Origin of the sequence: Limnohabitans sp. MORI2, from assembly GCF_027925025.1 — a bacterium.
Lineage (GTDB): Bacteria > Pseudomonadota > Gammaproteobacteria > Burkholderiales > Burkholderiaceae_C > Limnohabitans.
The window spans coordinates 1,130,906-1,145,400 of sequence record NZ_AP027058.1 but is presented as its reverse complement, the minus strand read 5'-3'; the positions used below and the strand labels follow the sequence as shown (position 1 = coordinate 1,145,400).

Here is a 14,495-nt window from a genome sequence, read left to right as displayed (position 1 = left end):
GGTGTATTGTTTTTTGTAATTTATCCTTGTGCAGCGACTCGGTCTGATTTGCTCTGAAGCTTGTTCAACGCACTCAGGTATGCCTTGGCAGAAGCCACCACGATATCTGGGTCTGAACCCACGCCATTGACCACGCGACCGCTGTTTTGCAAGCGAACTGTCACCTCGCCTTGGCTCTCTGTCGAGCCGCTGATGGCGTTGACCGAGTAAAGCACCATTTCAGCACCACTCTTGACGTGTGACTCAATGGCCTTGAGAGAAGCATCAACAGGGCCGTTGCCATCTGAATCACCCTTCACCTCTTTACCGGCGACCGTGAAGACCACAGTGGCATGAGGACGTTCACCTGTTTCGCTGTGTTGCGACAAGGACACAAACGCAAACTGTTCGCTCGCATGACTAGAAGCTTCATCACTCACCAAAGCCAAGATGTCTTCATCAAAAATCTCGCTCTTACGATCGGCTAACTCTTTGAATTTGGCAAATGCGGTGTTGATGTCAGCTTCGCTCTCCATCTGCACACCCAAGTCTTCCAAACGTTGCTTAAAGGCATTACGGCCACTCAATTTGCCCAACACAATTTTGTTGGCACTCCAACCCACGTCTTCAGCACGCATGATTTCGTAAGTATCACGCGCTTTGAGCACGCCGTCTTGGTGGATACCCGAGGCGTGCGCAAACGCATTCGCACCCACCACTGCCTTGTTAGGCTGGACCACAAAACCAGTGGTTTGGCTCACCATCCGGCTCGCTGCCACGATTTGCTTGGCATCGATGTTCAGGTCGAGATTGAAGTAATCGCGACGGGTTTTGATGGCCATGACCACTTCTTCCAAGGAGCAGTTACCTGCGCGCTCGCCTAAACCGTTGATCGTGCATTCCACTTGGCGAGCGCCACCAATCTTCACGCCAGCCAACGAGTTGGCCACAGCCATCCCCAAATCGTTGTGACAGTGAACCGACCAAATCGCTTTGTCCGAGTTAGGCACACGTTCGCGCAAGGTTTTGATGAAGTTGCCATACAACTCGGGAATGGCATACCCAACCGTGTCTGGGATGTTGATGGTGGTGGCACCTTCGGCGATCACAGCCTCCACCACGCGACACAAAAAGTCCATCTCGCTGCGGTAGCCGTCTTCTGCACTGAATTCGATATCACCCACCAAGTTACGTGCAAAACGCACCGATTGCTTGGCCTGCTCAAGCACTTGCTCAGGTGACATGCGCAACTTCTTTTCCATATGCAACGGCGATGTCGCAATGAAGGTGTGAATGCGTGCACGATTTGCACCTTTGAGCGCCTCTGCGGCACGGCTAATATCGCGGTCATTGGCGCGTGACAAAGAGCAGACTGTGGAATCCTTGATCGCGTTGGCAATGGTTTGCACGGCTTCGAAATCGCCGTTGGAACTTGCCGCAAAACCAGCTTCAATGACGTCAACCTTTAATCGCTCCAATTGACGGGCAATGCGCAGCTTTTCGTCGCGCGTCATGGAAGCGCCAGGCGATTGTTCGCCGTCACGCAAAGTGGTGTCAAAAATGATGAGCTTGTCGGTCATGGTCAGGACTCCTAGATTCCTAAAAAACTTGCAACGTTTGGTTTAGCCCCAAAGCAAAAGGCCCGCTGCGAGTGCATACGGGCCTTGTGGGGTTTGCGCGTGCGCTACCAACTCCGCCCGTTGGGGGATAGAAGCAGTAGAGCCAGCGAAAAATTTGTCATGGGTCGAATTTAGCACAAAGAAAAACACTTTGCGCGAAGAAGTGTCTTATTTGTGCAAGCCTGCCTCATCAGGCTCGTCAGTCGACGTGCTAATCACACTGGTTTGCATGCCTTTGGCACGACGCCATGCATATAAACCGTAGCCACTCAAGCCGTAAAACATGAACAACGCAAACAAGACGATGGGAGGATGAATGGTAATGACAGCGATGATCAACGCCATCAAGACAATCACCACAAACGGCACGCTTTGCTTCATTTGCACATCTTTGAAGCTGTAAAACGGCACATTGGTGACCATGGTCAAACCTGAGTACAAACACCAAGCGAACATCGGCCAAGCCACCTCTGGACCAGAGATGCCCATCTCAGTCATCAGCCACATGAACCCCATCACCAGTGCAGCGGCGGCAGGAGAAGGTAAACCTTGAAAGAAGCGCTTGTCGACCACTGCGGTATTGACATTGAAACGAGCCAAACGCAAAGCAGCACAAGAGATGTACACAAACGCAGCCACCCAGCCCCAACGCCCCAAGCCTTTGAGAGCCCACTCGTATGAAATCAATGCAGGCGCCGCTCCGAATGACACCATATCAGCCAGCGAGTCCATTTGCTCGCCAAATGCACTCTGCGTGTTGGTCATGCGTGCGACACGACCATCCAAACTATCGAGCACCATGGCGCAAAACACACCAATCGCTGCCAGCTCGTAGCGGCCATTCATCGCCATCACAATGGCATAAAAACCACCAAACAAAGCAGCCAAAGTAAACAGATTCGGCAACACATACACCCCCTTACTGGGCTTGCGTGGCACAAATTCTTCTGTTTGATCTTGTGGTTCTGACATGCGTATCGCTCCGAAAATTAGACCTACAGTGTAAGCGCTGCGTCAACTGCACACAAAAAAGACAAAGGCCACCGAAGTGGCCTTTGTCAGTGCAACAAGCGACCGCTTAGTTGCGGGTTTGGTCAACCAGTTTGTTCTTGGAAATCCAAGGCATCATGGCGCGCAGTTTGGCACCCACTGTTTCAATGGCGTGCTCAGCATTCAAGCGACGACGTGCAGTCATGCTTGGGTAGTTGGTACGCCCTTCCAAGATGAACATCTTGGCGTATTCACCGGTTTGGATGCGCTTCAAGGCGTTGCGCATGGCTTCACGAGATTTCTCGTTGATCACCTCGGTGCCTGTCACGTACTCGCCATACTCTGCGTTGTTAGAGATGGAGTAGTTCATGTTGGCGATGCCTCCTTCGTACATCAAGTCCACGATCAACTTCAACTCGTGCAAGCACTCGAAGTAAGCCATTTCAGGGGCGTAGCCAGCTTCGGTCAAAGTCTCGAAGCCCATTTTCACCAATTCAACAGCGCCACCGCACAACACGGCTTGCTCGCCGAACAAGTCGGTTTCGGTTTCTTCTTTGAAGTTGGTTTCGATGATGCCGCCTTTGCCACCACCGTTGGCCATGGCATAGCTCAAAGCCAAGTCACGGGCTTTGCCAGACTTGTCTTGGTACACAGCGATCAAAGAAGGCACACCACCGCCTTTGAGGTATTCAGAACGCACGGTGTGACCTGGGCCTTTGGGGGCGACCATGATCACGTCCAAGTCAGCGCGGGGCACCACTTGGTTGTAATGCACGTTAAAGCCGTGAGCAAAAGCCAAAGTAGCGCCTTGCTTCATGTTGGGCGCAACGTTGTTGTTGTACACCTCGGGGATATTTTCGTCGGGCAACAAGATCATGACCAAGTCAGCAGCTTTCACAGCGTCGTTGACTTCCATCACGGTCAAACCGGCCTTGGCTACTTTGTCCCATGATGCGCCACCTTTGCGCAAACCCACCACCACTTTGACGCCTGAATCGTTCAAGTTTTGGGCGTGTGCATGGCCTTGTGAGCCGTAGCCAATGATGGCCACTGTTTTGCCTTTGATGAGTGACAGATCACAATCTTTGTCGTAAAAAACTTTCACGGGGTTCTCCTAAAAAATACTTTGAACAGGTTTGAATTTAAACGCGCAAGATACGTTCACCGCGGCCAATGCCACATGCGCCCGTGCGAACGGTTTCGAGAATTGCGCTGCGGTCAATTGCTTCTAAGAACGCATCGTTCTTAGACAGGTCACCCGTCAACTCAATGGTGTAGCTCTTCTCGGTCACATCAATGATGCGGCCACGGAAGATGTCGGCCATGCGTTTCATCTCTTCACGCTCTTTGCCAACAGCACGTACTTTCACAAGCATCAACTCACGTTCGGTGTAAGCACCTTCCGTCAAGTCAACGACTTTGACTACTTCAATCAAGCGGTTCAAATGCTTGGTGATTTGTTCAATCACCTCGTCTGAGCCATGTGTTTGAATGGTCATGCGTGACAAGCTGGGGTCTTCGGTAGGAGCCACGGTCAGAGACTCAATGTTGTAACCGCGGGCTGAGAATAAACCCACCACACGCGACAAAGCACCGGGTTCGTTTTCGAGCATCAGGGAAATGATGTGTTTCATGTTGTCATCCTTCCCGTTCAGAGATCTTCGCTGCCGAGCAGCATTTCGGTAATGCCCTTGCCGGCTTGCACCATGGGGAACACGTTCTCTGTGGGATCTGTACGGAAATCCATAAAAACCGTACGATCCTTGAGTTTTCGAGCTTCGCGAATCGCTGGCTCGACATCTTCAGGACGCTCAATCAACATACCAACATGACCATAGGCTTCCGCCAATTTCACGAAATCAGGTAACGCATCCATGTAGCTGCTGCTATAGCGACCCGAGTATTCAATCTCTTGCCATTGACGCACCATACCCAAGAAGCGGTTGTTCAATGCCATCACCTTGATAGGCGTGTTGTACTGGAAGCAGGTCGACAGCTCTTGGATACACATCTGTACCGAACCTTCACCTGTAATACAGAACACTTCGCTGTCAGGCTTGGCTAGCTTAATGCCCATCGCGTAAGGAATGCCAACGCCCATGGTGCCCAAGCCGCCCGAATTGATCCAGCGACGAGGCTCATCAAAGCCGTAGTATTGAGCCGCCCACATTTGGTGCTGCCCCACATCGGAAGTGATGTAAGTGTCTGTACCTTTAGTGAGCTTGTGCAAAGTCTCCACCACATACTGAGGTTTGATGACTTCTGAGTTCTCACGGTCATACTTCAAACAATCACGCTTGCGCCAACCTTCGATAGTTTCCCACCAACCACTCAATGCACCGGCGTCGGGCTTCAAGCCTGACTCTTTGATCATGTCGATCATCTCGACCAACACGTCCTTCACGTCACCCACGATTGGAATATCTACCTTCACACGTTTGGAAATGCTGGATGGATCGATATCAATGTGAATGATCTTGCGCTCGTTTTGGGCAAAGTGTTTAGGGTTGCCAATCACACGATCGTCAAAACGTGCACCCACTGCTAGCAACACATCGCAATGCTGCATAGCGTTGTTAGCTTCAATCGTGCCGTGCATGCCCAGCATCCCCAAAAACTTGGGAGCACTGGCAGGGTAAGCCCCCAAGCCCATCAAGGTGTTGGTAACGGGGTACCCCAACATATCCACCAAAGTGCGCAACTCTTGCGAGGCATTGCTCAACAAGACGCCACCGCCGGTGTAGATGTAGGGACGCTTGGCCGACATCAACAGCTGCAAGGCCTTGCGAATTTGACCACCGTGGCCTTTGCGCACAGGGTTGTATGAGCGCATTTGCACTTCAGCCGGATAACCTTCGTAGGGTGCTTTTTTGAATGACACGTCCTTAGGAATATCGACCACCACAGGACCTGGACGGCCACTGCGTGCAATATGGAATGCCTTCTTGATGGTCATGGCCAAATCACGAACGTCTTTGACCAAAAAATTGTGTTTCACAATGGGTCGCGTAATGCCCACGGTGTCGCATTCTTGAAAAGCATCTAAACCAATCGCATGCGTGGGCACTTGACCGGTGATGATGACCATCGGAATGCTGTCCATGTAAGCCGTGGCAATACCGGTCACCGCATTGGTGACACCAGGGCCCGAGGTCACCAATGCCACGCCCACATCGCCAGTTGCACGGGCATACCCATCAGCGGCATGCACAGCTGCCTGCTCGTGACGCACGAGCACATGTTGCATGGTGTCTTGCTTGTAAAGCGCGTCGTAAATGTAGAGGACCGAACCACCTGGGTAGCCCCAAATGTGTTTGACATTTTCAGCTTGGAGGGCTTTGACCAAAATTTCGGCGCCCATCAGCTCTTGCACGTGTCCGCCAGTAGCGGATGCGGAATGCGATTCCGACTTTGTAGTTTCCATTTTTTTACCTTTTAACCTGAGTGAATTTCGTCAACGAAAAACCTTGGGTGCTTCTTTGCAAACCCTTATGGGGCAGCATCGAAACTTTGGACCTTCAGCCATAGACGCATGGTTCGCGTCGGACCCAGACCCGTTTGCCTTTTGTGTCGAATTGCAACCGTTGATTATGGCACTTTCCTGAGGCAAATTCATTCTTAAGCACGCAAAAACCCTTGGCAAGTGCCATAATCGCGCCCGATTTAAACCATAGAACCATCGTCAGTGGCCACCGAACAAGAACTGTCAGACTTTTTAAAGAGCGTTGAGAAGCGAGCCTTCAAACGCTCCGTCTACCATGTTCGCGACGAAGAAGCGGCCCTTGACATCGTTCAAGACAGCATGATGAAGCTGGCTGAGCACTACGGCGACAAGCCAGCTGAAGAGCTACCCATGCTGTTTCACCGAATTTTGTCAAACACAACGCTGGACTGGTTCCGCCGGAACAAAACTCGCAAAGCACTGTTCAGCAATTTCAGCGACTTCGACTCCGAAAAAGACGAAGGCGAATTCGACCTTTTAGAGGCTTTGGCCGTTGACAACGACAGCCAAACCACCCAAAGCGCCGAGGACAACTTCGCCAGTATCGCGAATGTCCATGATATTGAAGAAGAAATACAAAATTTGCCAGCACGTCAACGAGAAGCCTTCTTGCTGCGTTACTGGGAAGATCTTGATGTTTCCGAAACAGCTGCAGCCATGGGCTGCTCCGAAGGAAGCGTCAAAACGCACTGCTCACGGGCCGTTTTGGCACTCAGTAAAGCGCTCAAAAACAAAGGAATTCAACCATGACACATACCGCAAATACCCAAGACGAGTTTGGCTTGCGCATTGCTGCTCGTTTGAATTCAGCAAGTCTAGAACTCCCCCACGACATTTCTGAGCGTTTGCGTGCTGCACGCACCCGTGCTGTTGCTGCACGACTAAAACCACAAAGTCGCTTACAAACTAGCTCAGGCCTTGTCCAGCAAAACGGTACAGCCTTACTGAACTTTGGCAGCGACGAAGGCTTGAACATCTGGAGTCGCTTGGCGTCTTTGTTGCCGCTTATCGCTCTGGTTGCAGGCTTAGCGCTGATCCAAAACATCATGGACGATGACCGTGCCAACGAACTGGCCGAAGTGGACTCGGCCTTGCTGGTTGATGATCTCCCTCCCTCAGCTTATGCAGACCCCGGATTTCTTCAGTTCTTGAAAAACCCACTCGCCTTGAGTGAATCGAAAGAGTAAGACGCACATGTGGCACTACCGCGCAATTTCAGCCACCTTAGCCGTTCAGCTATTGCTGGGAGGCATGGTGCTTTTGCGCCACGAGCCAACGACCGCACAAACCACCTCAGCAGCCAGACCCGCCCCCAGTCTGCCGGGTCGACCTCTTTGGATGGATTTAACTGAATCACAGCAGCAGGCCTTGGCTCCTTTGATCCAGCTCTGGCCAACGATGACCGAACCACATAAACGCAAGTGGCTAGCGGTATCCCAAAACTTTTCACAGCTCTCAAGCGACGAGCAAGCTACCGTGCAGGGGCGCATGCGCGAGTGGGCAGCATTGAGCCCACAACAACGCGCAGCTGCACGCCTAAATTACGCTGACGCCAAACAGCTTCTACAAGAAGATAAAAAAGCCAAATGGGAGGCCTACCAAGCCCTATCGCCAGAAGCTAAGCAAAAACTCGCTTCACAACAATCGGTTCAACCCGTGCTAGGAGCAGCACCGGCGGTCAAACCTGTTTCTGCAACCAAATTGGCCACTCCCCCTGCGGCTAGCGCAAACAAAGCATTACCACGCATTGCCACAGATCAAGTCGCACCGACAACACTGCTGCCCACACCGATCACAAATGCAGCGCCTGCCAATGGTGCTTCAGATAGCAGCTCTGTTGCCCAATGAGCGCATCGTTCACCGCACCTAGCCTGCCCCGCAGGATGGCATGCTGGGTATACGAAGGACTTCTTTTGTTTGGCGTCCTGTTCATCTCTGGTTACTTATTCAGCACACTCAGTCAAACACGTCATGCCTTGAATAACCGGCACGGGTTGCAAGCGTTTCTGTTTTTGGTCATCGGTATTTATTTCACATGGTTTGGACAAAAGGGCCAAACCTTAGCCATGAAAACTTGGCACATTCGTGTGGTTGATGCGCATGGTGCTGCATTAACCCAAAAACGTGCTTTTATGCGCTATGTACTCAGCTGGCTATGGTTTCTTCCACCTCTAGCCATCCTCTCCCCCTATGCGCTCACAGGCGGTGAGACAGCCGTTTTGTTCCTGGGCTGGGTGAGCGTCTGGGCTGTACTAAGCCGTTTTCATCCACAACGTCAGTTTTGGCACGATGCATTGGCAGGTACGCGACTGATTGATGCACGCCCCCAACCTCACCCCCAAACGCCAACATGACCGCCCCTGCTTTCTCTGTCTGTGTCTACTGCGGCTCACGCAACGGCACTCAACCTGAATATGCAGATATCGCCCGCCAAGTCGGCGCGTGGATTGGTCAACACAATGGGCAGTTGGTCTACGGCGGTGGCAACAACGGCTTGATGGGCCTCGTGGCACAAGCCACCGCAGATGCGGGCGGCCGTGTGGTAGGCATCATTCCTAAAGCGCTACAAACCAAAGAAAACACGCGTACCGCCTGCACCGAGCTGCATGTGGTGGACACCATGCACGAGCGCAAACACATGATGGCCGAACGCGCCGATGTGTTCCTTGCCCTACCCGGTGGCATTGGCACCTTTGAAGAGTTCTTTGAGGTGTGGACTTGGCGCCAGTTGGGCTACCACGACAAGCCTATCGGCCTGCTCAACACCCAAGGCTATTACGACGGCTTGCTGGCCTTTGCACAAAACAGCGTCCACCAAGGCTTTCTGAACGATTGGCAAATGGACTTGATTCGCAGTGGGCACGAGCCTGTGAGCTTATTGGAAGAGCTGGTGCAAGCTGCGGGCTTTTCCCCTGAGCCTAAACTGGCAGACCTCTAGACCGACAATCCCGCAAAAAAAACCGCAGACCTTCGCAGGCTGCGGTTTTTGTCATAGGGAACGACGCGTCTAAATTAAATCGCAGTTTCGTCCAACTCGCCTGTGCGAATGCGCACGACGCGCTCGACTGGCGTGATGAAAATCTTGCCGTCACCAATCTTGCCAGTGCGGGCTGCACGCACGATGGCGTCGACACAGTTGTCCACATCGGCAGCTTTCACCGTCACTTCAATTTTCACTTTTGGCAAAAAGTCCACCACGTACTCTGCACCACGGTACAACTCGGTATGGCCCTTTTGACGGCCAAAGCCTTTGACCTCTGTCACCGTCAAACCCGTCACACCACACTCAGCCAATGCTTCGCGCACTTCTTCGAGTTTGAATGGTTTGATAACGGCTGTGATTTGCTTCATGGTTCGAGTCCTTGGGTTCAATGAAAAGGCCTGAGATCAGGCACGAAACTTATTGGTTATAGGATAACGCCAATCCTTGCCAAAACTGCGATGGGTGACCCGAATTCCCACGGGGGATTGACGGCGTTTGTATTCGTTGATGCGAATCAATCGAGTCACTTTCTCCACATCAGCCCGCTCGAACCCTGCTGCGATGATCTCGTCCGAGCTTTGGTCGTTCTCCATGAAGCGCGCAACGATTTCGTCCAACACCTCATAAGCGGGCAAGCTGTCTTGATCAGTTTGATCTGGGCGTAACTCAGCACTAGGTGGGCGCGTGATGATGCGCTCCGGAATAGGCTCAACACCTGTGCCATAAGGGTCATGGGCATTGCGCCAACGCGCCAGCTTGAACACCAAGGTCTTGGCCACGTCTTTGATGACGGCGAAACCACCGGCCATGTCGCCATACAAGGTGCAATAACCAGTGGCCATTTCGCTCTTGTTGCCCGTGGTCAGCACAATAGAGCCAAATTTGTTCGACAACGCCATCAGCAACGTGCCACGAATACGGGCTTGGATGTTCTCTTCAGTGGTATCGAGCTGCGTGCCTTCAAAGTCAGCTTTGAGCGAACCCAAAAACGCCTCGAACTCCGGCACGATGGATACCTCGTCGTAGCGAACGCCCAAGCGCTTGGCCATGTCCCGCGCATCGACCCAGCTGATTTCGGCGGTGTACGGCGATGGCATCATTACCGTGCGTACTTTGTCTGTACCTAAAGCATCCACAGCAATGGCCAACACCAAGGCTGAATCAATACCGCCAGACAATCCCAACAATACGCCGGGGAAACCGTTTTTACCGATGTAGTCACGCACGCCCAAGACAAGGGCGTGCCATAAATCGGCTTCGAGTGAACCATCCTCAGCCACTTCACCCGACAAATGAATCTTCACCGAGCCGAGGCCAGATGTGGTCTGCGCTAATTGCTCATGCGTCACATCTACAGTGAATGCTGCCGCCTCAAAACTAGGCGCACGCGCAGCCAATGTGCCATCGGCGTTCAGCGCAAACGAGCGGCCTTCAAACACCACCTCGTCTTGGCCACCCACCAAATGCGCATAAATCAACGGCAAGCCCGTGGCTTGCACACGTCCACGCATGGCCTGCTCGCGTTCATCACCTTTGCCCACATGGAAAGGCGACGCGTTGATCACGGCCAACAGCTCAGCGCCTGCCGCTTTGGCCTCCACCGCTGGTGCATCAAACCATGCGTCTTCACAAATCAGCAGACCGACTTTGGTGCCAGCAACCTCAAACACGCAAGGCTTGTCACCCGCCACGAAATAACGACGCTCATCAAACACTTGGTAGTTGGGCAGCTCGCGTTTGGCGTAGGACGCTACCACTTGGCCCTCGCACAGCACGCTCGCCATGTTGAAACGCCGCTGCACCGAGACCGAGCGCGTGCGCTCGTCACCGCCCGATGGGTGCCCCACCACCACATGCAAGCCCTTTAACCCGCTCAGAGCAGCGGACACCGTTTTCAAGGCATCATCACAGGCTTGAATGAACGATGGGCGAAGGAATAAATCTTCCGCCGCGTAGCCGCACAAAGACAACTCGGGCGTCAGCACCAACCGCGCACCATTTGCATAGGCTGTCGTGGCGCAATCGATGATTTTCTGGGCGTTACCCGCCATGTCGCCCACCACGAAATTCAATTGAGCAACACAAATTTTGAGAGTCATGGCAGCAGGCACGTGTCCAAAGTAAAACAGGTCTAAAAAAGCAAATGGATTATGTCATCCGCGTCCACGCGAGTCCGCTCGATATCCCTGCCGCCGCATGGGATGCCCTGCTCGCACAGCAAGACGCGCCCTCGCCCTTCATGCAGCACGCCTACCTCGCGGCCTTGCACACCAGCGGCAGTGCCACGCCTGATACAGGCTGGACGCCACAATTCGTCACTCTTTGGCAAGGTGACGCCTTGGCCGCCGCCAGTGCGCTGTACATCAAAGACCACTCCTACGGCGAATACGTCTTTGACTGGGCATGGGCCAACGCCTATGCCGACCACGGCCTGAACTACTTCCCAAAAGCCACTTGTGCTGTCCCCTTCACGCCTGTACCTGGGTCACGCTTATTGGCTGTGGATGCAAACGCTCGCCAAGCATTGCTCAAAGCCATGCTGGAGGTGGCCCATCAGCACGAGCTCTCGTCATTGCATCTGCTCTTCACCAGCCCCAACGACCGCGCAGCCTGCGATGCCCTTGGTCTCATGCAACGCCAAACCGTGCAGTTCCATTGGCACAACGCCGATATGCAGGGCCAACGCTTTGAAAGCTTCGACGCCTTCTTAGCGAGCCTGTCCCAAGAGAAACGCAAAAAGATCAAGCAAGAGCGTCGCCGTGTCGCCGATGCAGGTGTGACGTTTCGCACCTCGCTAGGTGCAGACATCAGCACAAAAGATTGGGACTTTTTCTACCAATGCTACGAACGCACCTACCTTGAACACGGCAACGCGCCCTACCTGAGCCGCGAATTCTTTGAGCACATGCAACACCACATGCACCACAACTGGGTATTGTTTGTGGCCGAACGCGAAGGCCACGCCATCGCCAGCAGCTTGGTGGCCGTACAAGACTTGGGCACACCACAGGCTGTCGCTTATGGCCGCTACTGGGGCGCGTTAGAGCGCGTGGATTGCCTACATTTCAAGGCTTGCTACTACCAGCCACTGGACTGGTGTATTGCCAACGGCGTACAGCGCTTCGAAGGCGGGGCGCAAGGTGAACACAAAATGGCCCGCGCCCTCATGCCCGTGGCCACCTACAGCGCGCATTGGCTCGCCCACCCCGCGTTTGCAGATGCGGTGGAGCGATACCTTGAGCGCGAGTCAGCAGGCGTGAGCCACTACCTCAACCATTTGGCCGAACGCAGCCCCTTCAAGCGTCACGAACCCCAATAAAACGCAGGCGTAAAAAAGCCCGCTGGCAGCGGGCTTTCGATGGACTCAACCAAGAATCACTTCTTGTAATTGGCAATACCGTCCAAGATTTCTTTGTGGGCAGACTCAATGCCTTCCCAGCCTTTGACCTTGACCCACTTGCCTTTTTCGAGGTCTTTGTAGTGTTCAAAGAAGTGGGCGATCTGTTGCAATTGCAACTCATGGATGTCAGCCAACGACTTGATGTTGCTGTAACGGGCCAAGATTTTCTCGGTGGGCACAGCCAACACTTTGCCGTCCACGCCGCCTTCGTCTTCCATCAACAAGATGCCCAACGCACGGCAAGGCACCACCACGCCGGGAGGCAATGGGAAAGGTGTCATCACCAACACGTCCACAGGATCGCCGTCGCCAGCGATGGTTTGTGGCACATAACCGTAGTTGGTGGGGTAATGCATGGCCGTACCCATGAAGCGGTCCACGAACAGAGCACCAGACTCTTTATCGACTTCGTACTTCACAGGGTCTGAGTTCATCGGGATTTCGATGATCACGTTGAAGGCTTCAGGAACTTTGCTACCGGGGGTGACTTGATTCAGGGACATGGTGTCTAGTTATAAAAGTTAAAAAAGAAACACAGAAGATTAGCCCCGATTTTACTTTCACGGGGCTTGCGTCTCTGTGCTGTCTTTGGAACCCTTATTCGTGGGTACTTTTGCCGGTTTCGTCCATCAAGCCCATGAAAACGCGCAAAAAGTAGACCGCCATCACCAGCACAAAGGCAATCACGCCCACGCTCATCAGGCCGTAGTCGGTGGAAAAAAGATCGATCAATGCTTTCATGAAGCTCTCCTGTCTGTATTGCAATGCGCTTACTTTGCCTTGTTTAGGGGTCTGGCGCACTGATCTACATCAAGGCTTAGGGGAATCGTGACTCGGGCACAATCCAAACCATGTCTGAACGCGTGATTCCCCTGGTCGACCAACGCCTGCGAGCCCTCGCGGCCTCTGTGCCAGCCCTTCCCATTGCGGCCACTGGGCTCTTGAGCGACAGCTTGGGCCGCCCACTGCACGATCTGCGCATCAGCGTGACCGACCGTTGCAACTTTCGCTGCAACTACTGCATGCCCAAAGAGGTGTTCAACAAAGACTACGCCTACTTGCCCCACGGCGACTTGCTGAACTTTGAAGAAATCACGCGTCTGGCCAAAGTGTTTGTGGCCCACGGCGTGCGCAAAATTCGCCTCACAGGCGGTGAGCCGCTGCTGCGCAAGAACCTTGAAATACTGGTCGAGCAACTCGCCAACATCCAAACACCTGACGGCACGCCCTTAGACCTCACCCTCACCACCAACGGTTCGCTCCTGGCGCGCAAAGCCAAGTCACTCAAAGACGCGGGCTTGAACCGCGTGACGGTGAGCCTAGATGGCCTAGACGACGCCGTGTTCCGCGCCATGAACGATGTGGACTTTCCCGTGGCCGATGTGCTCGACGGCATTGCCGCCGCCAAAGACGCGGGGTTGGGAATAGACGCCCATGGTCAACTGACCGGCCTCAAAGTCAATATGGTGGTCAAGCGCACCACCAACGTCGACCAAATCTTGCCCATGGCTCGCCACTTCCGCGGCAGCGGCATCACCCTGCGATTTATTGAGTACATGGATGTGGGCGCGACCAACGGTTGGCGCATGGACGAGGTGATGCCCTCTGCCGAAGTTATCCAACACATCCAGCAGGAATTTCCACTGGTAGCCCTAGAGGCCAGCGCCCTAGGCGAAACAGCTCAGCGCTGGGGCTATGCCAACGCAGCGGGCGTGTTTGACCCAACCTTGGGTGAAGTGGGCGTCATCAGCAGTGTCACCCAAGCGTTTTGCCGCGACTGCAACCGCGCACGCCTTTCGACCGAAGGCAAGCTCTACCTGTGTTTGTTTGCCACGCAAGGCTACGATTTGCGCACACTCATGCGTGATCAACAAGCCAGCGATGCCGACATAGCCTCTGCCATTGGTCACATTTGGCACAAGCGCGACGACCGCTATTCAGAACTACGCGCCTCTATGCCTGCCGAGAACGCACCTGCCGTGCGACGGGTTGAAATGAGCTACATCGGCGGCTAAACCACAC

The 14,495-nt window shown here is 53.6% G+C and carries 16 protein-coding genes; 7 read left to right on the top strand and 9 right to left on the bottom strand.

Features of this window, described 5'->3' with window-relative positions:
* Nucleotides 1–20 precede the first annotated feature (20 nt).
* The 5 genes from QMG27_RS05810 to QMG27_RS05790 form a co-directional block, all read right to left on the bottom strand.
* The gene (locus QMG27_RS05810; protein ID WP_281814225.1) at nt 21–1,559 is read right to left on the bottom strand and encodes a 2-isopropylmalate synthase; all 1,539 of its coding nucleotides are present in this window, start codon (nt 1,557–1,559) and stop codon (nt 21–23) included.
* A gap of 207 nt (nt 1,560–1,766) precedes the next feature.
* Nucleotides 1,767–2,570, bottom strand: coding sequence for a CDP-diacylglycerol--serine O-phosphatidyltransferase (gene pssA, locus QMG27_RS05805; RefSeq protein ID WP_281814223.1), 804 nt, complete (start codon nt 2,568–2,570; stop codon nt 1,767–1,769).
* Nucleotides 2,571–2,676: 106 nt separating this feature from the next.
* A complete protein-coding gene (gene ilvC, locus QMG27_RS05800; RefSeq protein ID WP_281814221.1) occupies nt 2,677–3,693 on the bottom strand; it encodes a ketol-acid reductoisomerase in 1,017 nt (338 codons plus the stop codon).
* 37 nt (nt 3,694–3,730) lie between these two features.
* Complete coding sequence (gene ilvN / locus QMG27_RS05795; protein ID WP_281814218.1) at nt 3,731–4,222, bottom strand: acetolactate synthase small subunit; 492 nt, start codon at nt 4,220–4,222, stop codon at nt 3,731–3,733.
* A gap of 17 nt (nt 4,223–4,239) precedes the next feature.
* Entirely contained in the window at nt 4,240–6,012 is a 1,773-nt protein-coding gene (locus tag QMG27_RS05790) for an acetolactate synthase 3 catalytic subunit (RefSeq protein ID WP_281814216.1), read from the bottom strand.
* A gap of 261 nt (nt 6,013–6,273) precedes the next feature.
* On the opposite strand from QMG27_RS05790, the gene QMG27_RS05785 reads away from it, so the two are divergent.
* From QMG27_RS05785 to QMG27_RS05765, 5 genes are read left to right on the top strand one after another with little or no spacing between them, the layout of a single operon-like run.
* Nucleotides 6,274–6,840 carry an RNA polymerase sigma factor gene (locus QMG27_RS05785; RefSeq protein WP_281814213.1) on the top strand — a complete coding sequence of 189 codons (567 nt, stop codon included), beginning with the start codon at nt 6,274–6,276 and terminating at the stop codon, nt 6,838–6,840.
* Nucleotides 6,837–7,277 carry a DUF3619 family protein gene (locus QMG27_RS05780; protein WP_281814210.1) on the top strand — a complete coding sequence of 147 codons (441 nt, stop codon included), beginning with the start codon at nt 6,837–6,839 and terminating at the stop codon, nt 7,275–7,277. The genes QMG27_RS05785 and QMG27_RS05780 overlap by 4 nt, the downstream gene beginning before the upstream one ends.
* A gap of 7 nt (nt 7,278–7,284) precedes the next feature.
* Nucleotides 7,285–7,938, top strand: coding sequence for a DUF3106 domain-containing protein (locus QMG27_RS05775; protein WP_348773627.1), 654 nt, complete (start codon nt 7,285–7,287; stop codon nt 7,936–7,938).
* A complete protein-coding gene (locus QMG27_RS05770; protein ID WP_281814207.1) occupies nt 7,935–8,444 on the top strand; it encodes an RDD family protein in 510 nt (169 codons plus the stop codon). Before QMG27_RS05775 ends, QMG27_RS05770 begins: the two co-directional genes overlap by 4 nt.
* Nucleotides 8,441–9,028 carry a TIGR00730 family Rossman fold protein gene (locus tag QMG27_RS05765; protein ID WP_281814204.1) on the top strand — a complete coding sequence of 196 codons (588 nt, stop codon included), beginning with the start codon at nt 8,441–8,443 and terminating at the stop codon, nt 9,026–9,028. The genes QMG27_RS05770 and QMG27_RS05765 overlap by 4 nt, the downstream gene beginning before the upstream one ends.
* A 74-nt stretch (nt 9,029–9,102) precedes the next feature.
* On the opposite strand, the gene QMG27_RS05760 is transcribed toward QMG27_RS05765, so the two are convergent.
* Nucleotides 9,103–9,441 (bottom strand): P-II family nitrogen regulator, encoded by a 339-nt coding sequence (locus QMG27_RS05760; RefSeq protein WP_104797326.1) that lies wholly within the window; start codon nt 9,439–9,441, stop codon nt 9,103–9,105.
* 36 nt (nt 9,442–9,477) lie between these two features.
* The gene (locus QMG27_RS05755) at nt 9,478–11,172 is read right to left on the bottom strand and encodes an NAD+ synthase (protein ID WP_281814200.1); all 1,695 of its coding nucleotides are present in this window, start codon (nt 11,170–11,172) and stop codon (nt 9,478–9,480) included.
* Between the two features lie 44 nt (nt 11,173–11,216).
* On the opposite strand from QMG27_RS05755, the gene QMG27_RS05750 reads away from it, so the two are divergent.
* Nucleotides 11,217–12,392, top strand: coding sequence for a GNAT family N-acetyltransferase (locus tag QMG27_RS05750; RefSeq protein WP_281814197.1), 1,176 nt, complete (start codon nt 11,217–11,219; stop codon nt 12,390–12,392).
* Between the two features lie 56 nt (nt 12,393–12,448).
* Here the strand turns inward: QMG27_RS05750 and ppa are convergent, their stop codons facing one another.
* Together ppa and QMG27_RS05740 are read right to left on the bottom strand one after the other, a co-directional pair.
* On the bottom strand, nt 12,449–12,976 hold the full coding sequence (gene ppa / locus QMG27_RS05745) for an inorganic diphosphatase (RefSeq protein ID WP_281814194.1): 528 nt from the start codon (nt 12,974–12,976) through the stop codon (nt 12,449–12,451).
* Nucleotides 12,977–13,070: 94 nt separating this feature from the next.
* Nucleotides 13,071–13,214: a DUF3149 domain-containing protein gene (locus QMG27_RS05740; protein ID WP_281814191.1), complete on the bottom strand. Its 144-nt coding sequence runs from the start codon at nt 13,212–13,214 to the stop codon at nt 13,071–13,073.
* 110 nt (nt 13,215–13,324) lie between these two features.
* Here QMG27_RS05740 and moaA point away from each other — a divergent pair, with 110 nt between their 5' ends.
* Complete coding sequence (gene moaA / locus QMG27_RS05735; protein WP_281814189.1) at nt 13,325–14,488, top strand: GTP 3',8-cyclase MoaA; 1,164 nt, start codon at nt 13,325–13,327, stop codon at nt 14,486–14,488.
* Nucleotides 14,489–14,495 lie beyond the last annotated feature (7 nt).